The organism is Membranihabitans maritimus (genome assembly GCF_021729145.1).
GTDB classification, from domain to species: domain Bacteria; phylum Bacteroidota; class Bacteroidia; order Chitinophagales; family Saprospiraceae; genus Membranihabitans; species Membranihabitans maritimus.
The window spans coordinates 59,731-84,288 of record NZ_JAJSLW010000016.1 but is presented as its reverse complement, the minus strand read 5'-3'; the positions used below and the strand labels follow the sequence as shown (position 1 = coordinate 84,288).

The 24,558-nt window shown below is 37.6% G+C and carries 22 protein-coding genes; 13 read left to right on the top strand and 9 right to left on the bottom strand.

Annotated features, from left to right (window positions below; genetic code table 11):
- Nucleotides 1–59 precede the first annotated feature (59 nt).
- The 6 genes from LVD47_RS17530 to dapB form a co-directional block, all read right to left on the bottom strand.
- Nucleotides 60–1,421 (bottom strand): amidohydrolase family protein, encoded by a 1,362-nt coding sequence (locus tag LVD47_RS17530; RefSeq protein ID WP_236979249.1) that lies wholly within the window; start codon nt 1,419–1,421, stop codon nt 60–62.
- 371 nt (nt 1,422–1,792) lie between these two features.
- A complete protein-coding gene (locus LVD47_RS17525) occupies nt 1,793–2,179 on the bottom strand; it encodes a VOC family protein (protein ID WP_236979247.1) in 387 nt (128 codons plus the stop codon).
- 315 nt (nt 2,180–2,494) lie between these two features.
- A complete protein-coding gene (locus LVD47_RS17520; protein ID WP_236979245.1) occupies nt 2,495–3,301 on the bottom strand; it encodes a helix-turn-helix domain-containing protein in 807 nt (268 codons plus the stop codon).
- Nucleotides 3,301–4,881: a serine hydrolase gene (locus tag LVD47_RS17515; protein ID WP_236979244.1), complete on the bottom strand. Its 1,581-nt coding sequence runs from the start codon at nt 4,879–4,881 to the stop codon at nt 3,301–3,303. Before LVD47_RS17515 ends, LVD47_RS17520 begins: the two co-directional genes overlap by 1 nt.
- A gap of 206 nt (nt 4,882–5,087) precedes the next feature.
- Nucleotides 5,088–5,840 carry a YebC/PmpR family DNA-binding transcriptional regulator gene (locus LVD47_RS17510; protein ID WP_236979243.1) on the bottom strand — a complete coding sequence of 251 codons (753 nt, stop codon included), beginning with the start codon at nt 5,838–5,840 and terminating at the stop codon, nt 5,088–5,090.
- A 549-nt stretch (nt 5,841–6,389) separates the two neighbouring features.
- Nucleotides 6,390–7,112, bottom strand: coding sequence for a 4-hydroxy-tetrahydrodipicolinate reductase (dapB, locus tag LVD47_RS17505; protein WP_236979242.1), 723 nt, complete (start codon nt 7,110–7,112; stop codon nt 6,390–6,392).
- Between the two features lie 69 nt (nt 7,113–7,181).
- Between dapB and hemE the strand changes: the two genes are divergently transcribed.
- On the top strand, nt 7,182–8,201 hold the full coding sequence (gene hemE, locus LVD47_RS17500) for a uroporphyrinogen decarboxylase (protein ID WP_236979241.1): 1,020 nt from the start codon (nt 7,182–7,184) through the stop codon (nt 8,199–8,201).
- Nucleotides 8,202–8,413: 212 nt separating this feature from the next.
- Entirely contained in the window at nt 8,414–9,313 is a 900-nt protein-coding gene (gene accD / locus LVD47_RS17495; protein ID WP_236979240.1) for an acetyl-CoA carboxylase, carboxyltransferase subunit beta, read from the top strand.
- 96 nt (nt 9,314–9,409) lie between these two features.
- Here accD and bshC read toward each other — a convergent pair whose 3' ends face one another.
- Nucleotides 9,410–10,999 carry a bacillithiol biosynthesis cysteine-adding enzyme BshC gene (bshC, locus tag LVD47_RS17490; RefSeq protein WP_236979239.1) on the bottom strand — a complete coding sequence of 530 codons (1,590 nt, stop codon included), beginning with the start codon at nt 10,997–10,999 and terminating at the stop codon, nt 9,410–9,412.
- A 39-nt stretch (nt 11,000–11,038) separates the two neighbouring features.
- A complete protein-coding gene (locus tag LVD47_RS17485) occupies nt 11,039–11,674 on the bottom strand; it encodes an outer membrane beta-barrel protein (protein ID WP_236979237.1) in 636 nt (211 codons plus the stop codon).
- 83 nt (nt 11,675–11,757) lie between these two features.
- On the opposite strand from LVD47_RS17485, the gene yihA reads away from it, so the two are divergent.
- From yihA to LVD47_RS17460, 5 genes are all read left to right on the top strand, one after another.
- Entirely contained in the window at nt 11,758–12,360 is a 603-nt protein-coding gene (gene yihA, locus LVD47_RS17480; RefSeq protein WP_236979236.1) for a ribosome biogenesis GTP-binding protein YihA/YsxC, read from the top strand.
- Nucleotides 12,357–14,075, top strand: a complete 1,719-nt coding sequence (locus LVD47_RS17475) for a 1-acyl-sn-glycerol-3-phosphate acyltransferase (protein WP_236979235.1) — start codon at nt 12,357–12,359, stop codon at nt 14,073–14,075. Before yihA ends, LVD47_RS17475 begins: the two co-directional genes overlap by 4 nt.
- A gap of 37 nt (nt 14,076–14,112) precedes the next feature.
- Entirely contained in the window at nt 14,113–14,658 is a 546-nt protein-coding gene (locus LVD47_RS17470; RefSeq protein ID WP_236979234.1) for a 3'-5' exonuclease, read from the top strand.
- A 258-nt stretch (nt 14,659–14,916) separates the two neighbouring features.
- On the top strand, nt 14,917–16,104 hold the full coding sequence (locus tag LVD47_RS17465; protein ID WP_236979233.1) for an alpha/beta hydrolase: 1,188 nt from the start codon (nt 14,917–14,919) through the stop codon (nt 16,102–16,104).
- A 191-nt stretch (nt 16,105–16,295) separates the two neighbouring features.
- Entirely contained in the window at nt 16,296–17,192 is an 897-nt protein-coding gene (locus tag LVD47_RS17460; protein ID WP_236979232.1) for a sugar phosphate isomerase/epimerase family protein, read from the top strand.
- Between the two features lie 4 nt (nt 17,193–17,196).
- Here LVD47_RS17460 and LVD47_RS17455 read toward each other — a convergent pair whose 3' ends face one another.
- The gene (locus tag LVD47_RS17455; protein ID WP_236979231.1) at nt 17,197–18,216 is read right to left on the bottom strand and encodes a Gfo/Idh/MocA family protein; all 1,020 of its coding nucleotides are present in this window, start codon (nt 18,214–18,216) and stop codon (nt 17,197–17,199) included.
- A 224-nt stretch (nt 18,217–18,440) separates the two neighbouring features.
- On the opposite strand from LVD47_RS17455, the gene LVD47_RS17450 reads away from it, so the two are divergent.
- The 6 genes from LVD47_RS17450 (at nt 18,441) to LVD47_RS17425 (ending at nt 24,545) form a co-directional block, all read left to right on the top strand.
- Complete coding sequence (locus LVD47_RS17450) at nt 18,441–19,511, top strand: DUF6807 domain-containing protein (protein ID WP_236979230.1); 1,071 nt, start codon at nt 18,441–18,443, stop codon at nt 19,509–19,511.
- 110 nt (nt 19,512–19,621) lie between these two features.
- Entirely contained in the window at nt 19,622–20,254 is a 633-nt protein-coding gene (locus tag LVD47_RS17445; protein ID WP_236979229.1) for an alpha/beta hydrolase, read from the top strand.
- 42 nt (nt 20,255–20,296) lie between these two features.
- Nucleotides 20,297–20,689: a DoxX family protein gene (locus tag LVD47_RS17440; RefSeq protein ID WP_236979228.1), complete on the top strand. Its 393-nt coding sequence runs from the start codon at nt 20,297–20,299 to the stop codon at nt 20,687–20,689.
- 183 nt (nt 20,690–20,872) lie between these two features.
- A complete protein-coding gene (locus LVD47_RS17435; RefSeq protein WP_236979227.1) occupies nt 20,873–22,012 on the top strand; it encodes an aldo/keto reductase in 1,140 nt (379 codons plus the stop codon).
- 562 nt (nt 22,013–22,574) lie between these two features.
- Nucleotides 22,575–23,234 (top strand): FadR/GntR family transcriptional regulator, encoded by a 660-nt coding sequence (locus LVD47_RS17430; protein WP_236979226.1) that lies wholly within the window; start codon nt 22,575–22,577, stop codon nt 23,232–23,234.
- Nucleotides 23,235–23,324: 90 nt separating this feature from the next.
- Nucleotides 23,325–24,545, top strand: a complete 1,221-nt coding sequence (locus LVD47_RS17425; protein WP_236979225.1) for an MFS transporter — start codon at nt 23,325–23,327, stop codon at nt 24,543–24,545.
- The last annotated feature ends 13 nt before the right edge of the window (nt 24,546–24,558 follow it).

Here is a 24,558-nt window from a genome sequence, read left to right as displayed (position 1 = left end):
AGTCCCGGGCTTTCGTCATTTATATTGAGAGGGGACCAGAAATTAGAGATAATTTAGGTTTATTCCGTCTTATATTTTTCTTTGATCATTTCCAGTTGTTTTGAAATGGTTTCTTTTTGAAGGATTTGCCCCCGATAAATAACAGATTCGATTTGGGAAGCATGTTGAATATCATCCAATGGGTTTGCAGCAAGTAAAACAAGGTCTGCTACCTTGCCGATCTCTATTGTCCCGCGTTCGGGGGTATCAAAAAAACTGGCAACATTGACCGTACCTGATTTTAGGATTTCATAGGGTGTCAGGCCGGCATCCGCCATAGCTTTCATTTCGTGATGAATGGATACACCTGGCACGTTAAAGACTTGCGGAGCATCTGAACCCAATGTAATGAGTACACCCTGGTCCTGAAAAGCCTTGATATATTTGTTTCGGATTTCTATAAATCTTTTGTAAAGATTAGGGCTATAATTTAATCGGTCAAGAAGGCGCTGTTTATTTTGCCTCCAACTATAACGGGTCATAGGAGGCATCAGTGCCATTTCAGGTTCGCGTACCATTTCATAAGGAGATTTTGGAGAAAGCCATCGCGTCATAAGGGTTTGGGTAGGAACTACTGCAATGCCTTTTTCGCGGGTAGTTTTTACCAGCTCGTTAATCAGATCTTCATTGCACTGTTCTGCTAACATAACTCCAAAAAAGCCTCCTTCACCACGGTTTTCTTGAGGGACCAGTCCTTCCACATAGCCATCAAGATGGTCAATGGAGGCATATCCTGAAGCGATGGCGTGTTCAATACCTATATCAGCAGGAACGTGGCCGGCAAAATCAATCCCCACTTCAGTAGCTGTATTGACTAATTCGTCAAAGGCTTCCCTGGTAACTCCGGGATGGATTTTGAGAAAATCGTATCCTGCGTTTTTGTACTTTATTACACTATCTCGAGCATCAATAGCAGTCGGTATGGTACTTCCATTGAGTGAGGGACTGGACGTATAGACCCTGGGAGTAGGAAATTCCAGTGCATCCGTTTGTTCTCTAAGTAGCAAATGGTAAGGAGCCCCCAACATTCCTCGAATGGTAGTGATCCCGTGCGAGAGATATAAAAACAGGGTCTCATGGACGAGGGATTCATCACCGTCATCTGGAACCGGTATATGGGCGTGCATTTCACTAAGTCCCGGAATGAGATATTTCCCTGAACCGTCAATGGTAATTTTGCCTTTATTCCTCTTACTATGGGAAGCTATTGCAACAATATTTTCTCCCTGAATGAATACATCCATATTAGAAAGGATCTTATCTTTTTCATTCATAGGAATTATGTTAACATCTGAGATCAATATAGACGGTTGCGCTTGAAGGAAAAGATTATTGATTAGAAAAATGAAAACAATTGAAACGCCGTAATTTATCTTAACCATTTGAATCAATTTTTTATTTGTTACCTGAGTTTGATGAATTTTTAAGATTCAGATCACCTGGAATAGGGAGGTTCTACTAAAAAGGGCGAATAACAAGTGGACTATTGAGGGTTCCTTTTAAAATGGAACTCTTTTTTTTAAAGGGATTCCTTCATGATACCATTTCTCAAGCGCACATATACAAAGCGAATCTGCTGTATCCCCTCCCTTTGCTTTATACCCATAAAGCTTCGGCAAACTACCTTGTTTATTCCCCGTCCACTCACTCTGAACCTATAACTGTTTGTCGGGCTCAGGTTAGTTAATTATTTCAATTAGAGTTTGTCGATAAACTAAAGTTAAGGAATTTTAATGATAAATTGATGATTCCTTTATTGTAGCGGTGAAGTAATCCACCAGGTATTCCCACTTGGGTCCTGGATGCCACAAGAACGGCCATATTCCTGGTTGGATAAATCCATTATTTCACTGGCACCGGCATCCAGGGCTTTCTGGAATGTAGTATCTGCATTATCTACATTGATATAGAGGCCGGCGTTTTGCACTTTCCACTCATCTGTACTTTCACCCATCATAATAGTACTATCGCCAATGACCACTTCAGCATGTTTGATCCTGCCGCCTTCACCCCGATATTTCATCTTGATTTCAATGTCAAATACTTGATTAATAAATGTAAGGAAGGAACCTACATCTTTGAGTACAAGGTAAGGCATTACGGTCCGGTAGTAATTAGGTGTTTCGAATTTTTCTTGCATAACAATTAGTTTTAACCATTAAAATGTACAAATATGTACTATATGAATTTAATGTAATTGTAAAAATCCGACATTATTATCGGAGGTTTTATATAATCCTGAATGCAGGTTTAGCTAATTATTCTTTATTATTCAGACATTATATACATGGCAATGGCATCACTTTATTAAAAATCTATTACGCGGGATACTACAAGACAAATTTGGTTTATATACATTGTTATGTTTTTACCATCATGCATTTAACAGTTTATCATTATGTTCTCCAGTAAAATTTGCTCCTTATCTTTAAACCTTAAATATTTATGCAAATTTTTATTGTCTCCATTCAATACCCGGAGCTTCCCCGGAAAAATATGTACTGGGATGATAACCAGAAAATGTTTTAAAATCCTTTATGAAATGGGATTGGTCGTAATAGCCGCATTGAAAAGCTATATCAGTTAAGTTTTTATTCTTTTCTCCGTAAAAGTTACAGGCTTTTGAAAATCGGGCTATTCGCATATAGGTTTTCGGCGGGAATCCCGAGAATTCCTTGAATTTTCGTTCAAACTGTCGCTCTGATAGGTTATATTGATTGGAAAGTCTACTTATTTTAGATGATTCTTGCGAATTAACCACATGATAAACAGCTTCTTCGGCAGGATGAATGCTTCGTCTATTTATGTTAATCTTGTTTGTAATATAATTAGATATAGTCATATATCTTTCTTGATTATTAAGAGCTAAAACCATCTTTTCTTCGAGGTTTTTTCCTTCCTTACCAAGGACTGATTCAATATCGGGCATTAGATTCGTAAATTCAGTAGCGGAATGACGAAAAATTCTAGGTAAGGCATACGGGTATAGATATACACCGAATATCCCGAAATTTTGATGAATTCGAAAAGTCCGGTATTCTATGGTATGTGAATGAATACCAGAAATGAATGAAGGTTTGCAATGGATTTTTTTTATTTCTTCAAAAACACCTTTATAATGGAAAAGCAATTCCGTACAACCATCTGCCATCGATCGGTGGATATACGGTTTTTCTTTCGAGGCTTCGGATTCGAGCACCCAATAAAAACGCACATACTTTGACAGATGTTTGGGCGGTGGAATAGTGATATAATAGGTCATTATTTTTCTATTTTTGATAATTTCAAATCCTGAAAATCAAAACTAAAATCAATTCCAGGGGATATCCCTTTCATGGATATAGAAGTAGCCATACCTTCGGTATCGAGACTAAAGTTGGCAAAGGCATCGCATTCCATATCGCGATATTCCCATTGTATCGCAAAGGTATTTCCTTTATAAAAATACATTGGGCCTGTAAGTTTCGGGGATCGAATAGATCCAAACCATAATCTTCCATCTCTAATATATATATTTACTTCCCCGAACCAGGGATCTATGTATGATCCTGTATATCGACTGAAATCAATATTGCTATTTTTATTTTGTTCTACAGTCTGCCAAACGGCGAGGGTCGTCGAATCTAAGTTTGAAGTTTGCTTTTCGAGAGTATTAAATTGTTGACTTATCCAGTCCTGGGGACCTATTCCGATATAAGAATCTACAATACTTTGGGAAATCGAATAATAGGCGTTTCCGCCCGGTGCAGTATTAGTTAACACTACAACACCTAATTCGAGTTCTGGTATTATAACCGTTCGGGAAAGCATTCCGGGAAGACCTCCGGTATGACGGTAGATTAAATAGTTATTTTGCTCTGTTATAGCCCAACCCAGACCATAGGCAAGATATCGGCTATGGTAGGGTGGTTGTGTCTTGATATAGAAATCTATGTTAATGTGGGGGTGCCACATTTCACGTTGTGCATTTTCTGAAAAAAGAGATTGGTCCAATTGAGTACCATACTTTCCTTCATTGAGATGAACCAACATCCATTGGCATAGTTCCGATACACTTGAGTAGATTCCACCAGCCGATCCGAGATTGGCAGAGGGTTTGGTATACGTAGGAATCTGGTGCAGGTTGCCATTAGATATGCGGTGTGGGTAAGCAATATTAGATGTGTCTTTTAGAGTCTGAAATATTCCTCCAGATTGTTTCATGCCTATCGGCTTCATTATTTCTTTTTCCACAAATGTTACCCAGGGTATTCCGGAAACTCTGGAAACTACTTCTCCTGCAACCAGGTAGAGTAAATTATCATAATCATATTGGGTACGGAAGGCAGAAGCCGGGGTTTGGTACTGAAAACTTTTAACGACATCCTGTATAGAAAAATCAGCTCCATCCGGAAAAAACATTAAATCTCCGGCCCCAAGGCCAAGTCCGCTTCGATGGGTAAGCAGATCCTGTATATTGAAGTTTGCCGTTATATAGGGATCGTACATCCGAAATTCTGGTATGTAATCTATCACTTTATCCGTCCATTTTATTAAGCCTTGATCCACTAAAATAGCGAGACTTGCAGCGGTAAACGCTTTTGTATTGGAAGCAATGGCAAACAAGGTGTTTTTATCCACCGGGGCGGAATTTCGCATTGATGTAATTCCATACCCTTTTTCGAGAATGACTTCCCCATCTTTCACAATCCCAATAGCAATACCTGCAAGGGGCATTTTATTCATTGAAATTCTGACGAGGGAGTCTATTTTTTGTGTCGTCAGGGGCTGGGAGTGAAGGATTGTTAGATAAAATGGGAGAGTAAGCAGGGGCAACAGGAAAACGGCCTTAATATTTTTCATGTGATTATTATATTTGCCTGGATGATTACCAAATAGATTCTATTAAATATAGACATTATAATGTAAGATGACAATTCACGTAATTGCGGCCAACTACCATAAATGCCTGTCTTATTCAATTAAATCTTAATTTTGGTACATATTCACAAAACAATATAATGTCCTCGCAATTATATCTATAGCTATAGTCCGGGAGTTTCAATATATTAATTCATTGTTTCTTCCAATTCCTCTGTCATTTCCAGATTGTGGAAGACATTTTGTACATCTTCATCCTCCTCAAGTATATCTATTAGATTTAATACCTTTTGGGCATCTTCCAGTTCCAATCTGGTATAGACATTCGGTATCCGCTCCAGGCCTGCACTTTTGGTTTCGAGGGAAAGAGCCTCCAGCTTGGTTTGCATATTTCCAAAATCTTCAAAAGCGACCGTTATTGTCAATTCATTGGTTTCAGGATCAAAGTCAAATTCCTCAGCTCCGCCATCAATAAGGTCCAACTCTAATTGCTCTTTCTTTTCGGGTTGTATATCAAGGACAAAAACTCCTTTTCGGTCGAATAAATAATCTACCGAACCGGATGTAGATAAACTTCCACCATTTTTAGTAAAAATTGACCTTACGCTTGACACCGTCCGATTGAGATTGTCAGTAGCACATTCAACGAAAATAGCTACACCGCCATTTCCATATCCTTCATATGTGGGTTGATATATTGCAGCACTATCCGAATCCAGTGCTTTCTTGATAGCCCTTTCTATATTATCTTTAGGCATATTAACGCCTTTTGCATTAGCTATTGCCAGCCGAAGTCTCGGGTTGAATTCTTCGTCTCCGCTATTCCCTTCCTTGACGGCAACGGTAATTTCCTTGATTATTCTGGAGAACATTTTCGATCTTTTTGCATCTAGTGCTCCTTTCTTTCTTTTGATCTTCGACCATTTATTGTGACCTGCCATTATTAGAAAATTTACGTTTTATTATTCCAAAAAAGATCTAGAATGTAAGAATATTTCTCTTTATTTCCTAAAGATGGCAAGGTACAATTAGTGGATCAAAATTCCAGTTGCCGGGTTGTGGGAGATTGAAGCAGATAAGGCAATGATTATTAGGTGATTGAAAGGACCTTCTCCATGTATTTATGAAGACTTTGTCACCTGGTGATTGCCCTGGGTAAGCTCTCAGGCAGAACATTAGTGGTCCCGACAAGTATTTTTCCTTGAAATGATCAATCTTCGGGTTTTCCGGCGAATAATGTTTTAGATGCCAGTATCCTGCTAGCCGAATGATCTGAAAGTGGTTACTACCGGTAAGGCATCTACGAACTTTTCGACAAAGATTCAGACTAAAATGTCTTTGTGAAAAATTTTGCTGTATTCGCAGGTTTTAATTCGGGTGCTGGATGTACTGGAAATGTCAGGAAGTAATACAAAATGCATAAAAGTATATAATATTTCTATTATAGGTTTTACAAAATTAGGATCCTGATTTCGTTATTGAGCATTATCCTACAAGAATTGTTTTAGGAAATCTTTCATTGAAAATATCCCTTTTTTATCGTGTACCCATTCTGCTGCCAATACAGAACCCAGGGCAAACCCTTCTCTCGATTTGGCAGTATGTGTGCATTCGATTTTATCATAAGGGCCTTCGTAAAATATGCTATGTATACCTGCTACGTCTGGTTCTCTTTTTGAGATAATTGATAATTCTTCCCTTTTTTCAGTTTCTTCGTTAGTCCAGGAAGTTTTCTTTTCGTTGTAGGTTAGTATGTCATGAGCGAGATTGAGAGCTGTTCCACTTGGTGAATCGAGTTTGTGTATATGGTGGATCTCTTCCATACTTACATCAAAGTCTTGAAAATTATTCATCAATTTGGCTACATATTCGTTTATCGCAAAAAACAAATTGACTCCGATACTATAGTTGGGTGCATAGAAAAATGTACCATCTTGGTTTTGTACCAATTCCTGAATTTCTTCCATTTTATCAGTCCATGCTGTAGTGCCGCATACAACCGGTATATTTTGGCCAATTAGTGCACGAATATTAGGAAAAGCGGAATGCGGTTGTGTAAATTCAATTGCCACATCTATATTTTTATCATGTAAGGAGTTGATTTCGTCCTTATTATCTATATCTATTACAACTGAAACATTGTGATTCCTCGTCAAACAAATTTTTTCAATGGTTTTACCCATTCTTCCGTAACCAATTATTGCAACATTCATATCGTTATGTTTTTTTAAAAATTTACATTTGCAAAAATATTCATAAAATAGAATTAACATAATATACTGATGAATACATTATTATTGGACGTTTTGGATGGGAAGCAAGTGGAAAGACCTCCCATATGGTTAATGAGACAAGCCGGAAGGATATTGCCACAATATAGAAAAGTTCGGGCGGGTATGGGATCTTTTGTCGATTTGGTGAAAAATCCGGAGAAAGCTGCTGAAGTGACCATTCAACCCGTGGATGAATTGGGTGTAGATGCAGCTATATTGTTTTCTGATATTTTGGTTATCCCTGAGTGTATGGGATTGGAGTATCACCTTGTAAAAAATAAGGGGCCAGTATTTCCAAAAACAATAAATGATCCCGGGGATATCGATCAATTGATCCACGGGGAAATAGCTACTAAAAATTTAGGGTATGTTTATAATACCATAGGGGAAATAAAAAATAGATTGGACCGTGTCCCTTTAATTGGTTTTAGTGGGGCACCGTGGACTCTATTTTGTTATATGCTAGAAGGGGAAGGTTCGAAAACATTTTCTAAAGCCAGAAGATTCTTATACCAACACCCTGAGGCCTCACATAAATTGATGGATAAACTGGCCGTCAGCGTGGCCGAATATCTTAAATCACAGTTGGAAAATGGGGTGGATTGTGTCCAAATATTTGATAGCTGGGCTGGCATGCTTGGTCAGGACCTTTATAAAGAATTTGGGATAAAATATATAGAGCAGATATTAAGTACGTTACCCACCGGAACTCGGACCATTGTTTTTAGTAAAGGGGCCAGTTCTTCCTTTGGTGAATTACTCAATCTCGATTGTAAGGCACTTGGGTTCGATTGGTCATACCGACCATCTGAAATTAATTCCGTTGTAAAGGGTAGAAAAGTAGTCCAGGGGAACCTTGATCCTTGTGTATTGTATGGGGATGAGAAAACAATAAAAGAGAAGACGTTGCAACTTTTAACCTCTTTTGATGAGAAGCATATAGTGAACCTCGGACATGGAGTTTACCCGGATACCCCGTTGGATGGAGTAAAAACCTTCGTGAATACAGTAAAATCATACCGTTATTAATATTGATATACTTGTAAAGGTCAGAATGAAAATTTTATATATTTGCGTAATTGTAGTCAAATATTATGTAAATAAAATTGTTCTTTTAATAGGTCAAGATTAAATATGTAGCCGTCAGAAAACAGGTTCGTCAAAAATTGAGGGGGTTTTTAAACATTTAATGTTATACTTGCCGTAATTCTTTATAAATAAAACATCCAAAATCATAAATCATGGGTTGGTTTAAAAGATTAAAAGAAGGGATTCAAACTGCAACAAGCAACAAAAAAGAAGTTCCTGATGGTATTTGGTCAAAATGTCCGAGTTGTAAGGAAACGACCCTTACCAAAGATTTAAAGGAAAACCTTTATGTTTGTCCGCATTGCGATCACCACATTCGAATCGGTTCTCACGATTATTTTGATTTTATTTATGAGAACAGTGAGTATGAGGTGCTTTTTGACAATTTAATTGCTAAGGATATACTTGATTTCGAAGACCTGAAAAAGTACACTGATCGATTACAAGCCGCGAAAGAAAAAACTGACCTGAATGATGCTTTATCGGTAGCAGTGGGTAATTTAACGGAAGATCAAAAATTGGTCATTGCCGCAATGGATTTTTCTTTTATCGGTGGATCTATGGGGAGTGTGGTAGGAGAAAAAATATCTATGGCCATTGATTATTCGCTGAAAAACAAGTATCCATTGATGATTATTTCCAAATCCGGGGGAGCGAGGATGATGGAATCGGCTTTTTCTCTAATGCAAATGGCTAAAACATCAGTTAAATTAGGTCTTTTAGCGGATGCAAAAATTCCCTACATTTCACTAATGACGGATCCTACTACCGGTGGTGTTACAGCGAGTTATGCCATGTTGGGGGATTTTAATATTGCGGAACCCAAAGCCCTTATCGGTTTTGCGGGGCCAAGGGTCATCAAGGAAACAATAAAGCAAGATCTTCCTGAAGGTTTCCAATCTTCCGAATTTTTGTTAGATCAGGGATTTCTTGATTTTATTATACATCGGAAAGAATTGAAGCAGAAATTAACTCAATTGCTTAGTTTTTTTGAAGTGAAAAAAGAAACAGTGGATACGCAGGGGAAAGTGTTGGAAAAGAAAGAGGTTTAATGGGACGCTGGTAAAACAATTAATTTTTATTTGTTACCGGTCTCAATCCTGGCTAATCCTTTCAGCCCCCTGTCCTATGATTAATTCACCCTGAATTTACACCTCTATTGTTTTCATTCGCGTGTCGAACGGGTTTGCAGCTTCGAGAAGGAGTTGAAAGAAACCTTCTCCGTGAAGAATATACCACGACATGAAATTATCGGATCTTTCCTGGAGCCCGTTGTTGGGAAACAGTTTGGATTTAATCCGGTTAATTTTTTTAATATTTCTATCGTGTGATTGTTTTTCGGTCTTTTTTAATCGCTTTTCTACACCTTGTAAGTCGTTTTTGAATTTGGCAAACTGTGCTCCTATTCGGGCTACCAGAGATTGGTCTATTACTTCGGCTTTTTCCTGAACTTTCTTTTCAAGCTCATCTATTGCTTGCAATTCCTTAGATATGTCAATTTCATCTCTTCCAAATTCGGACAGGTATTTTTCCGTTAGTTTATGATCGGGCAGGAAAAGATCTTCGATGGAAAAGTGATATTCCTGGAGAATTTCAAGATCTTTATTTGAAATTAATTGAATGGAATCCCTGCGAATCAACATGGGAAAAAATACTTTTAATTCCTCGAATTGAGACAGACGTTCAAGCCAGTAAGAAATTTCACCTCCTCCTCCGACATAAGCTAAATTCGGTAAAATAACTTCCTGGTAAATAGGTCTGAGAATAACGTTGGGACTAAAATTTTCCGGGTTCGTTTCAATTTCATGTAACAGCTCATCTTGAGACCAATTATTATCGCTGTTAACCAGTGAATAAGTACCGTTATTTTCTTCAATACGGTCCCTGCTGTTTTTCGTTAAATAAAAGAAGTTTATGGGACGAACAAATGCTTGTTTGTCAAATCCTGCCTCGGAGAATGACTCCTGAACTTCGTTGACAATGCGATGTGAACTTTTATTGAGTAGATCATCTTTGAAATAGGGAATCATTCGCTTCTTAAAGGCTTTATTATCCATTGATACAACTAATATTCCCAGGTGTCCAAGCAATTCATGGACAAAATGTTGCATAGACTGTCCATAATTTTCCTTTCCGTTGAATGCTTTTTCAATTTTGCCTTTTAATAGTTGAGCATTTTCACTGTCTCCGAGGATTTGGTAGATTTCGTCTATTATTGGTTGTAAACTAGCTGTCTTATACCTGCCGATAGCTCCTCCTTGTTCGTCTTCCCATACGATGGGTTTGCCAAATATTCTTAAATGGTTTAATTCTTCAAAATCGTGATCTTCACCTCCCAGGACAAGTATTGGAATCGTTTCATACTGACTATTCCTTTTGTTAAATTCTCCGGAAGCCTTGATTGCCGATAGACATTTATAAATAAAATACAGCGGCCCGGTTAAAAGGTTGGGTTGGTGAGCTGTGGTGATCGTGAATACATTAGGATCTTTTAGTTTTGAGATATAGGTAAAGATCTCTTCATGATCTGTAAAACCTTTATATTGTCTGGTGATTTCGGCTACTAATACTTCCCTGTCTACCGTGAAATTTTTTCTTTTTTCCGCTGCATTAAGCAGATTTTCCTGAGAGGGAAAGAAAGAATAAAATGGCTCCAGTTTTTTATTTCCTGATGAATAAGCTATGTCGTTGTCACTAAATTTTCCAATAGATTTGAAATCGAAGTAGAGAGTATTCATTTAACGGTATTACAATTTTATTTAGCGAAGATAATTTTTCTAATTTAATGTGATTGCAATGCTGGCCGTAAGACGGGTTGGATTTTGAGAAAAGTTATACTGTTTTCCAAAGAATACAATATGATTCCCAAAACGACTAAAATTCCCTTCATACCGAACATCGATCATAAATTTTAAAAAATCAATTCCTATCCCGGCCTGGTATCCGTATTCTATATCTTTGAAATTCCTTTCATAGCCTTCAATATCTTTGAGCTCCGATATAGAATTTAAAAATACGTGACCTACAGGACCCGCCTGCATTCTCAGCGGCCCTGCTTTAAACCCTAACAAAAAAGGTATGTCAAGGTTTTGATAAGTTTCACTAAATATTTTTCCAGTAGTGGTAGAGAAACTGTCTTCTATTCTGTAATCCACACTGGCTGAGTTGAATAGCACTTCAGGCTGTAATAAAAACCATCCCATTTGAATTTGAAGAACACCGCCAAAAAAAAATCCATAATTGGCTTCTTCGACATTTAGAATGAATTGATCTACTGAATTTGGATCGTTAATTTTCAAAGAATCAATTCCCACATCTGTTGCACTTGCCCCGACTTTAATACCGAAATTGATCTGACTATAGGATGCAAAGCCAAAACAAAGGATCAATGTGGTTAGAATTATATTTTTCAAGATTTCTTAGTTTTTATATTATAACTAATAACTTTGACCGGATAATTTAAACGAATTCTTATTTAACGAATATTAACAGTAATATGTCCGGGAAGATATCTTATTTAGACAGTTTTCAAGATGTTTCTGTTTGCCCCCCTGAAAAATATCCTGAATTTGCCTTCACAGGTAGGTCAAATGTAGGTAAATCTTCTCTTATCAATATGCTATTTGGAAGGAAAGATCTGGCCTATGTATCAAAACAACCGGGGAAAACACAGTCTATTAATTATTTTACTGTGGATGACTTATATTATTTAGTAGATTTGCCTGGATATGGGTATGCCCGTCATTCAAAAAAACAAAGAGCCGCATGGGATACAATGACAAAGAGATATTTTTTGGAACGAAAAAGCCTGGAATGTGTATTTGTTTTAATAGATTCGAATATTAGCCCTCAAAAATTAGACCTGGAACAAATTAACTGGTTTGGAGAGAACAAGGTTCCTTTTGCCATTATCTTTACCAAATCGGACAAATCCAAACAACGAAAAGTATCTGATAATATTAGAAAGTTTAAAAAAGAACTATTGAACTTCTGGGAGGAACTGCCGCCAGCATTTATTACCTCAGCTATTTCCCAAACCGGTAAAAAGGAAGTTTTAAGTTTTTTAATGAATCTGGCTAATGATTCTTCCAAAATATGAAGGAAAACAAGAAGATATACAAACATATAAAGCCTGACCTGACAGATTGGCCAATCTTTGAAATTAGCGAAAAAAGACCTTTGTTCGTAGATCGTCTTGTCAACCATACCTATAAAAAATTGCACTATAAGTATAAAGCTGATTTTGAAGATTTATTGGAAAAAACCATTTACCAGGAGCGAATACGAATTAAGCGAAATCCCTGGAGAGTTGATCCCCCTAATGATGAAGCTTATTGGAACCGCATGAAAAGTAGGTTTGGGAAATCAAAGCGATACAAGAGCAAGAAAAAACTCCGTGAATTTGAACGGAAATCTGTTTATAGAATTATCCAAAAATATTCTGAAGAAATCGTTGGTTCTTTCGTACCCAAGACCTTTCTTTTTGCCCGGAAGTTCCTAACAGCATTGTTTAATATTTTACTCGGGGAAAATTTACTTAAAAAGAGTTGGAAGATATGGGGAAAAAAAGAAGAATTATACAATGCTTTGAAAGTATATGGAAATATTGATAAAGTCCGTTCTCTGGCTGAAAAGGGAACCATTATTTTAGTTCCTACTCATTTTAGTAATCTCGATAGTATTTTAATCGGATATGTAGTTGATACCAAATTAGGGATCCCTGCTTTTTCCTATGGAGCGGGTTTGAACCTTTATAATTTTGGTCCGGCGGCCTATTATATGAACAGATTAGGAGCCTATCGTGTGGACAGGAGAAAAAAGAATCCCATTTATCTTGAGACGCTAAAGGCTATGTCGACGCTATCTATTAAATCAGGGGTGAATAACTTGTTTTTCCCCGGAGGGACGCGCAGCAGGTCGGGAAGAAGTGAAGAAAAATTGAAGTTGGGCCTTTTGAACTCAATAACCGAAGCGCAAAGAGATATCTGTATTAATGATGGAGATCAAAAAGTATATATCGTTCCTTTAATATTAGATTATCATTTTGTATTGGAGGCCAAATCCTTAATTAGGCAACACCTGACAATACAGGGAAGGGAAAAATATACATCTATAAAAGACCTGGGTAAAAGTAAGCGTAAGATCTTCAAATTTATCTGGGAATTTTACACGAAAAGTTCCGAAATAGTTTGTTCGTTTGGAGAACCTATGGACTTTATTGGTAATCAAGTGGACGAGGAAGGAAGAAGTATTGACAAAAACGGAAATTTAATTGACATCAAAGACTATTTTGCTTCCGATAATGAGCTTGATACCGATGTTCAGCGGGAATCTGAGTATACAAAGCTACTGGCAAATAGGATTATTGAACGCTATAAAAGAGACAACGTTATCTTGTCGAGCCACATGATTGCTTATCTGGCTTTCGAAATTTTTATGAAATATTATTCCAACCTGGATGTCTATGGTTTATTAAAGTTGCCCTTATCGGACTTTTTTATTCCCAGGGATTTTTTTATTGAAAAAATGGAGGTTTTTAAGGACCTGCTTCGTTTGATGGAGGCGGAGGGTGCACTCAGACTTTCAAGTCAATTTGATGGTACTTCCGAGGAAATATTAATGAATGGGTTATCAAACATAGGTTTGTATCACAGTAGAAAACCTTTGAAACTTTCGAAAGACGGTATGATCGTAAGTGATGACCTGGAATTGTTATTTTATTATCACAATAGAATTGACAATTATAATTTTAAAAATATATTTACGGAAAACGATCGAAAACGTTTTCAGGAAATTTTTACTGAGGAAGAGTAGAGAATCATGGCGTTGGGTGAATCTATAATTTTTTGTTATGTACATTCTTTTTGATATCGAAGCTACGTGTTGGGATGGGTACCACAGTAACCATGATCAGGAAGTAATTGAAATAGGAGGGGTGAAGGTTGATCAATTTAATGAACACATCAGTGAATTCCAATCTTTTGTATTACCCTGCATCAATCCCGAACTTTCATTTTATTGCAAATCGCTTACGAATATTTCCCAGGAAGAAATAAATGAGGCTCCACTTTTTGAAGAAGTATATGACCACTTTTACGAGTGGGTAGAACCTGATGTAGATACAATTTTTGTTTCATGGGGAAATTTTGATAGAAAAATTTTGGATGCGGAGTGTGAAAGGAATATGAATGAAGCATCCTTTATACAAAATCATATTGATCTTAGAGGACAGTATGCCGAAATGAAAGGGAAAAAACCCAAATTGGGACTAATGAAGGCTTTGTTGAATGAAGGAATGGAATTTGATGGACAGCCTCATCGCGCGATACCGGATACTTTGAATATGATGAAAATTTTTAAGAGATATTTTGGAAATTGGTTCATTAAATCATTCTAAAAACTATTTTTATACGAATATGCAAGAGAAGAAATCGGAAAATAAAATGATAAAGTGGCTTAAAAGAATGGGGTGGGGGGCTTTTTTGTTTTTCTTGATTAAAGGATTAATTTGGTTGGCGGTATTTTTTGGATTGTTTAAAATATTTCAGGATTAATTCGTAGTTTTAAAATTCAGAAAGTATATGTTTTTTGATTATGTAGGAAATTTTGTTGGATGTAGTAATTATATTAAAATTCATAATCAAAAGTATTGCATATGGAAATTCCCAATTCAAGGGTACCCTATATAAGAAACATAGGGATATATATTTTAGTTTTATTTGCATTGCCATTATTGAAAGGGCAAAATTCAGAGCTTTGTCAGGGTCATTATTGGACAGAAGATGAGGCAAATATTAAAATGAAAGAATTTGCTTCTACCTGGGACGATTTGGATTCCTGGGAAGAAAGGGCCATGGCTATTAAAGAGCAATTACTGAGTGGAATGCAATTCGATAAGATGCCTGATATCGAAGGTCAGTTCAATCCGATAATTAACAATACACGAGAAATGGATGGCTATATTGTAGAAAATATAGCCATAGAGAGTTTCCCGGGATTTTATATTACAGGAAATATTTACAGGCCGGTAGGGAATACTGATAAGATGCCTGCCATTCTTAGTCCCCACGGCCATATGATGGATAAACGATTGAAAGAAGATGTTCAAAAGAGGTGTGCTGTGTTGGCGAAAATGGGTGCAATAGTTTTTGCTTATGATATGGTCGGAAGAGGAGAGTCCCATCAAGTTGATCATAGAATTCCTATTTCTTTGCTCCTTCAGACATATAATAGTAAGCGGGTTCTTGATTACCTGTTATCCCGGGATGATGTGGACGGAACAAGAGTGGGAATGACAGGAGGCTCCGGAGGTGGAACTCAAACATTTATTTTGACAGCTATTGACGATCGAATTACAGCATCGGCACCTGTTGTACAGGTTTCTGCCCACTTCTTTGGCGGTTGTATATGCGAAAGCGGTATGCCTATTCACAAGTCCGGTAGTTTTCAAACTAATAATGTGGAAGTCGCAGCTTTGTGTGCCCCACGTCCCTTGCTTTTGATCTCCAACGGTGGAGATTGGACGATTAATACACCGAGAGTAGAATACCCTTACATCCAACGCGTTTATTCACTGTATAATGCTGAGCACAAGGCATCGAATGTGCATTTACCTGCAGAAAAGCATGATTATGGCTATACCAAGAGAGCACCGGTATATACATTTTTTGCCCATCATTTGGATTTGAATAAAGGGGCTGTTGAATTTAATCCAACGGTCAATGAGGATTTTGTCGAGGTACTATCCATGGATGACTTAAAAGTATTTGGACCCGATTATGACCTACCTGAAAATGCACTTATTGGCGATCAGGAAATTATGGAGCACTTAGGATTTAAATAATTTTTATTTATAACTATTTGACTTATAGTTTTATGTAATGAGTGCTTGAATTAATTTTAAACTTAAATGTCAGGTATGGATCTTTTCAATATGCTTATTTGTCAAAATATAATACCAATATAGGGGCCGAAAAGCGATTAATTTTCTATTTTAGGAACTATTTTCAACCCAAAAAACTAATAATATAGTAAATGAGAAATTTTAACCAAAAGCAAGATCGAAGAAATTTTAATAAATCCTTATTTATGGCGGGTTTAGGTGCTGTCATCACGCCTAATTCTTTCCTGGAATTGAATGCCATCAGGAGAAGTAAAATGAAACTTGGACTGGTTACATATTTATGGGGTAAAGATTGGGACCTGGATACACTTATAAAAAATTGTGAGGATGCAAAATTAGGTGGAGTCGAACTAAGAGTAGAACATGCACATAATGTCCATACCGGCCTGACGATGCCAGAGCGAAAAGAGGTAAAAATGAAATTTGAGGGTAGTAAAGTAGAATGTCTTGGTATGGGAACCAATCAAGACTACCACCATACAGATCAGAGTGTTTTGCGGGAATCCATTGAGAAGACAAAAGAATTTATAAAACTTAGTCACGATATTGGAGCTACCGGTGTCAAAGTAAAGCCAAATACTTTACCTGAAGGTGTTTCAAAAGAAAAAACTATTGAGCAAATCGGTAAATCACTCAATGAAGTAGCTGCCTTTGGTGCTGAATACGGACAACAAATCCGTGTGGAAGTCCACGGAAGAAAAACACAGCGATTGCCTGTTATGAAGGCTATTTTTGATGTAGCTGATCATCCTAATGCCACGGTATGCTGGAATTGTAATGATGAAGATTTAATGGATGGTGGACTTAAAGAGAATTTCAATTTGGTTAAAGGTCGTTTTGGGGATACCGTACACGTAAGAGAATTGAACGTAGGAGAATATCCTTATCAGGATCTGATGAACCTGTTTGTGGAGATGGACTATAATGGATGGATCTTGTTGGAATGTAGAACAGATCCAGCAGACAGGGTCGTGGCTATGAAAGAGCAACACAAAATCTTTAAGAAAATGCTTAAGGGAAAGTATTAATGTTTCACAATTCTATTTCCCTATTAGATTCGGAAGATTTGTAAATAGTTTTAATTACCTCAAGGGCTGGTCGACCTTCTTCTCCAGTAATTAGCGGCTTTTTATCATGGATGATTGATTCGACAAAATCGGATAATTGTAACTTATGATATTTATAGCTTATACTCATTGGGTCTGAAGAACCTGAATCAGATTCTTGAGGTGAACTGGCCTTTGTTGTATCACCTTTTAAATTCCAGGAGGTTATTTTACCTCCTTCCAGTATCACACTTCCATGTTCACCATATATTTCAAGCCTTTCCGGGTATCCGGGATAAAGGGCTGTACTGCCCTCTATTACACCTGTTGCGCCATTTTGAAAATCCAGTATTGCGACTCCAAGATCCTCTCCTTCAATATCGTGCAGAGTCGTTTTTACTTTCCCTACAATTGATTTGACATCACCCATTAAAGACAACAATAGATCAATAGTATGAATTCCCTGGTTTATCAAAGCTGCTCCTCCATCACCTTTCATGGTGCCGCGCCAGTTACTTCCGGCGTAATAATCTTCAGAACGAAACCACTTTATATATGCATTGCCCAGGATTAATTTACCTAATTTCCCGTCTTCAATTGCCGATTTCAATTTTAGGTAATCAGGTTTAAACCTGCTCTGAAAAATACAGGCAAATTTTACATTGTTTTCCTTACATGCATTAATCATTTGATCTGCTCTGTCAAGCGTTACTTCCAATGGTTTTTCTGTAATGACATGAATCCCCCTTTTTGCAGCTTCTACACATGGTTCTAAATGATTTCCACTATATGTACAAATACTTATTGCATCTATTTTTTCATTGGCAAAAAGGGATGCAAGACTGGAATAACAGGGAATATTATATTTCTCTTCGGCCTCCTTTGCCCGGGCTTCATTCGAACTACACAATGCCACTACAGTCGCATTATCTATTTCCTTGATTGATTCTATATGGAGTTCGACAATGGAACCGGTACCAATAATTGCAAAATTTACATTTTTCATACGTATTCATTTTTTAGGCCGTGCTATATTATTAAAAATTCCTAAGAATGACAATATTCTTTTTAGAATTTAAGCCATATAAAATATGTGGAAAATAATATGCAATATAATTTTAGATTCGTTACTCAAACCCTTATTTTCATGGGGCAATAATAGATTCCTGCTCCCAATGTGTTTTTAGGCGCAGAGGATAAATATAGAATTTCAAAAAGTAATAGAATAGAATGAAGAAGAAAATCACAACTTTTTTGTTATCGGCAAACATCTTGTTTGCGTTTTCGTGTAATAATAATGGAGAACAAATGTCTGATGATAGTCATAATGAAAGTAAAGTCCCCAACGTGGAAATAATTGAGAAAAAGGATGAAAAGCGGATAGATGTTGAAATGGGAGGAGAGCTTTTTACATCTTATATATACCCGGAGGATATTGCCAAACCCGTTTTATATCCGCTAGTTACTAAAACAGGGAAGGTATTGACACGGGGATTTCCTTTGATGCCTAAAGAAGGTGAAAGAGTGGACCATCCCCATCACGTGGGCCTGTGGTTTAATTATGGAGATGTAAATGGATTGGATTTTTGGAATAATTCAGAAGCCATTCCCGAAGAAAAAAAAGAACATTATGGTACGATCGTTCATACGGGTATTGAAGAAGTGAAAGACAACCAATTTACAGCCACTATGGAATGGAGGGCCCCGGATGGAACCGTTCTTTTGGATGAAAATACTATATTTCGCTTTTCTGAAAATGAAAAGGGAAGATATATTGATCGAATTACAACATTGAAAACACGAGACGAGGAAGTAAGCTTTAATGATAATAAAGAAGGTATGATTGGAGTTCGTGTCACCCGGGCATTGGAATTACCTTCTGATAGCCCTGCTATATTTACTGATGCACAAGGTAATCCAACTACGGTTGAAAAGTTGGATAATTCGAAGGTGAAAGGCGATTATCTTTCCAGTGAAGGGATTACCGGAGGTGAAGTGTGGGGAACCCGGGCTGACTGGATGCAACTTCACAGTGAGATAGAAGGTGATCCTGTTTCTATAACTATTATGGATCATCCCGACAATGTAGGTTATCCTACATTTTGGCATGCCAGGGGGTATGGACTGTTCGCCGCTAATCCTCTGGGGCAGAAAGTGTTTTCTGATGGGGACATGGAGTTGAATTTCAAAATGAATCCCCAAGAGTCAGTTACATTCAAACACCGTATTATCATTCATTCTGGTAGTAAATTAGGGGAAGATGATATTAATTTGATCTACAAAGAGTTTACCGGAAAATAAAGGAATGGGAAATTTACCTTTTGTCTTATGTAAATGCATAGGCTAAGAGTAAGTGGAAAATTATAATTAGTAACAAGTATTTTTATAGTAATAGTTTTCGTTACCAGGGAATGAATCTTATTGTAAAACTCATTTGTTGCTATATCTTACTTACTTTTGGGCAGGAAGAAGATGAACGTTATATTTTTTTTCTTCACAACCGGTTTTTAGAAACGCATGATTTGAGTGAATTACACCCTGTCTATGGTAGGACGGAGTACGAAGAGATCCTGTCCGAATTTGAGGCAGCGGGATTTCATGTGATCAGTGAAAAAAGAAACGGGAATGTAAATGCCCGAGAATATGCCATCGGAATGGTGGAGGAAATAAACCGTTTAATTGAGAATGGAGTCCTTCCGCACAATATTACCGTCGTAGGGACTTCCAAAGGAGGGTACATCGCCCAGTATGTTTCTACTTTAGCCAGGAATCCAGACCTGAATTTTGTATTCGTGGCCAGTTTTAGAGATGCAGACCTTGAAGAAATACCCGAGATCAATTATTGTGGTAATATTTTGACTATTTATGAGAAAACAGACCCTTATGGCGTTTCCGCAATGGAAAGAAAGAAAAATTCTACCTGTGAAATCAACCATTTTTTGGAAATAGAGTTGAACACAGGGATGGCACATGGATTTTTATTCAAGGCCTTGAAAGTATGGATCCAGCCGGTAATCGAATGGGCAAATGGTAATTATAACTGACATTATTTTGAGAGTTTGGATGATTTTGAAAAATTATGAGGAATGAATACATATAGTTATCTGATATTACGTCTTTCCGTCGGAATGAGTATGCTGGGGCATGGTTTTGTACGAATCTTCAAATTGAAAGCTTTTAGTGATGGGATGGTATCAAATTTTGAGGAATCAATGCTACCAGAAATAATTGTATTACCATTTAGTTATGTCTTACCTTTTGCAGAATTAATCGTTGGTATTTTGTTGATCATTGGATTATGGACGCGGAAAGCACTGGTAACAGGGGGATTTATAATGGTCATTTTAATATTTGGTAGTTCTATGATAGAAAACTGGGGAGCCATTCCATCTCAGTTGATTCATTCGGCTTTTTTTGCACTGCTGTTACATTACCTTGGTGATGATACTTTGAGCATAGATTCGTGGCAGGATCAATGAGATCTTTGTTTTTCTTGCTTTGTGCTTTTACCTTCGCTAATACCTATTGAATAGGACGGGGATATATCATTTTTAACCCATGAAAGAAAATTCCCGAGCTCCAGGGAGGGAGACCACAAGTATAAAGAGGAGGTTTGCCCTGAGATCTAAGGGAGTAAATGATTGATACAATAAACAGTTGAAATGGTTACACGCAGAAATTTTTTAACAAAAGGAACGTTAGCATCAGCAGGAATAACATTATCTGCCAATGTCATGGGGAATAAAAACCTTGATACGGTAAATGATAAAAATAAAGTAAGTATGATGACAGATCCAGTTCGCATAAACCAGTTGGTAAACCTACCGTCTAAGTATGGTCTTGGAGGCGTAGGGGTAGGTAATGGATTTCATATCAATTCCAATAGCCAGATCACGCAAACACTTGATGCCGCATGGGATGCAGGAGTTCGGTATTTTGATACCTCCCCGTTTTATGGGTTTGGGTTGAGCGAACATCGTTTTGGACACTTTTTGTCTGAAAAAGACAGAGAACAATATATTGTTTCCACTAAAATAGGAAGGGTTTTTACCCCAGATCCTGGTTTTGACATTCATTCCGGTGGATTGTGGAAGCGACCCTTTCCATTTAAATTCCATTACGATTATTCTGCAGATGGAGTAAGGAGATCGATTGAGGACAGTTTACAACGAATGGGATTAACTTCTATTGATATAGTTTTTATTCACGACCTTTCACCGGATAATGGGGATATGAGCGGGGACAAATGGTTGGATTATTTTGAAGAAGCAAGAAAGGGCGCCATACCCGAGTTGACCAAGATGCGTGAAGAAGGAGTGATCAAAGCCTGGGGATTTGGTGTCAATCGACCCGATCCTATAGTAAAAGCCATGGAAGCAGGAGATCCTGATGTCATGCTTGTAGCTATCCAATATTCATTAGTGGACCACAAAAACGCGTTAAATAATCTATTTCCTGAAATGGAAAGAAAAGGGGTCAAAGCGATAATTGGAGGCCCCTATAATTCTGGCTTTCTGGCAGGTAAACCCCGGTTTAACTATGGAGCTGATATACCAGAGGAAATGCAAAGAAAGAAATCGGCCATTGAAACTATTGCATCGCGATATAATGTTAACATTAAGATCGCTTCACTCCAATTTTGTGCTGCACATCCCGCAGTGGCTTCTGTTATCCCGGGGGCTAGTGAAGCAAAGCAGGCTATTGAAAATGTTGTATCCATGTCTGAGAAAATACCGACAGATTTTTGGAGTGAATTGAAAAGAGAAAATTTAATTGAGAAAAATGCTCCGGTGCCCGGGTAATTATAAGTTTGTCTTATTTTAACCCGAAGAAATTGCAGTATTATACTTCCAGGCGGTTCAGCCTGTATCTTTGATACCGAATCGAAGGTGACGGCTATTCGGGTGGGGTAACCTAGTGGCGATACATACCATGATGTCCTGTTTGAGCCATGAATAAAAACCAGGACCTGACTGGTTACAGAACTTCAAAATTTTGATTGAGAGGGGAGGTGCCAATTACACCAATAGCCGTTGCTTCCACTAAGGACTTCGACGTGAGTGATGCGACTGGAAACTAGACGATAAGCTCGGTCAAACTGGTTGTCGACGCTCTCAGTCCGACATTTGTAAGATTCCGAATGTGCGTGTGGATACCAAACCAATCAGAAATGAATGAATTTGTCCGTCTAGGAATAATTTTGCACACAAACTTATACCTTCTTTCTATAATTTTTGGAGTATATTCTTTGGTGGATTGACCTGTTTTCTTTGTAAGCTTAGGTAAGAGCTGTTTAGAATAATCTGCATTATTGTCAATATTTTTAGTAAGTTTACATTCATCAGATGATAAGATGTATTTGGTATGTCAAATTTTGTTAAAAGACAGTCTTTAGCGCAAAAAGTGGCCATTAAGCTACAGGAGCAAATTTCTTTGGGGAGTTACCAGGCGGGGGATAAACTACCTACTGAGCCTGATTTGATGAATCATTTTGGTGTAGGAAGGTCTACAATCCGCGAAGCTGTTAGGATTCTTTCTCATTCTGGTCTTGTCGAAGTAAAGCAAGGGGTAGGAACCTTTATTAATGAAGTTGAAGAAGGTGCTGAACCCTTAATGCAGCGGTTAAATCGGGCACATATTGACGAAATAGAAGAAGTACGCAAAATGTTGGATGTCAAAGTGGCCGAGAAGGCTGCCATTTGTCGGACGGATAAAGATATTTTACGGATAGAGAAATTCCTGTCCCTGAGAATGAAAATGGCTAATAAGGGGGATTTAAATTCTTGTGTGGATGCCGATGTTAATTATCATATAAGTATAGCAGAGGCTTCTAAAAATAGTGTACTCTCGGACTTGTATAAGATTTTGTCAAAAAGAATGAGAACGGCATATTCTAGGGCCTATCCCAACACGGATATTTATATCAAAACCCAGGATGTTCATGAGGATTTATTTCGAGCAATTAAGGATAAAGATCCTGAGCGGGCAAGAGAAGCAGCGGCTGGAATTATTTCCCATACCTAAAAACTGAATTATGCCAGGAGGAAATGGAAAAGGTATCTTCTTGTATTTATATTCATCAGATGATCAGATTAATTTTTGTAATTATATAGCATGAAAAAATCTACTGAATTACTTTTAGCTCGTGATCAACCCCAAAAAACGGTTTATCCGATTCTTTTTTCGATTAGTTTTGCTCATATGCTCAATGATATGTTACAGTCTGTCATCCCATCTGTATACCCCATGTTGAAGGATAATTATCAATTAAATTTTACCCAAATCGGGGTAATTACGTTGGTATTTCAGTTGACTGCTTCATTATTACAGCCATTGGTAGGTATGTACACTGATAAAAATCCCAGACCTTTTTCCCTGGCCGTTGGAATGGTATTTTCTCTAATCGGATTAATGGTATTGTCAAGGGCCCCAAATTTTGCTATTATATTGTTTTCCGTAGGTTTGGTTGGGGTTGGATCTTCTATTTTCCATCCTGAATCTTCCCGGGTAGCCTATATGGCGTCAGGTGGCCAGAGAGGGCTTGCACAATCGATTTTTCAGATTGGAGGGAATGCAGGGAGTGCCATAGGCCCTTTATTGGCAGCATTGCTTATTATCCCTTATGGACAAACAAATATCTTGTGGTTTGGAATTGCTGCTGTGCTTGCAATATTTGCTTTATTAAAAGTAGGAAGATGGTACAGGGATTATTTACAGGCCAGGAACCGGAATAAGGATAGTGCCGATTCTATTGACTTGTCCGGAATGAAAGTGAGCAAAAGCCGAATCTCTTTTGCTATTGTAATTTTGCTGATCCTTATTTTCTCAAAGTATTTTTATATGGCTTGTATGTCGAGTTATTTTACTTTTTTCCTGATTGAGAAATTTGGTGTCACGATCCAGCAATCCCAGGTATACTTATTTGTTTTCCTGGCAGCTGTTGCTGCAGGTACTTTTATGGGAGGGCCACTGGGAGATCGCTTCGGACGAAAGTATGTCATATGGATTTCAATATTAGGAGCAGCACCTTTCGCTCTATTACTGCCACATGTAAGTTTGTTTTGGGTAGTCGTCCTGTCAATTATTATTGGTATTATCCTGTCATCTGCATTTTCCGCAATCCTGGTATATGCCCAGGAATTAATGCCCGGGAAGGTGGGTATGATTTCGGGATTGTTTTTTGGTTTTGCCTTTGGAATGGGGGGGATAGGTTCGGCCGTATTAGGGAATTTAGCTGATTCCACCAGTATAGAATATGTATTTTGGCTTTGTGGATTTCTTCCGTTATTAGGTATTGTAACGGGGTTTTTGCCTAATATCCGTCAGGCGCACTAGTACATATATTAAC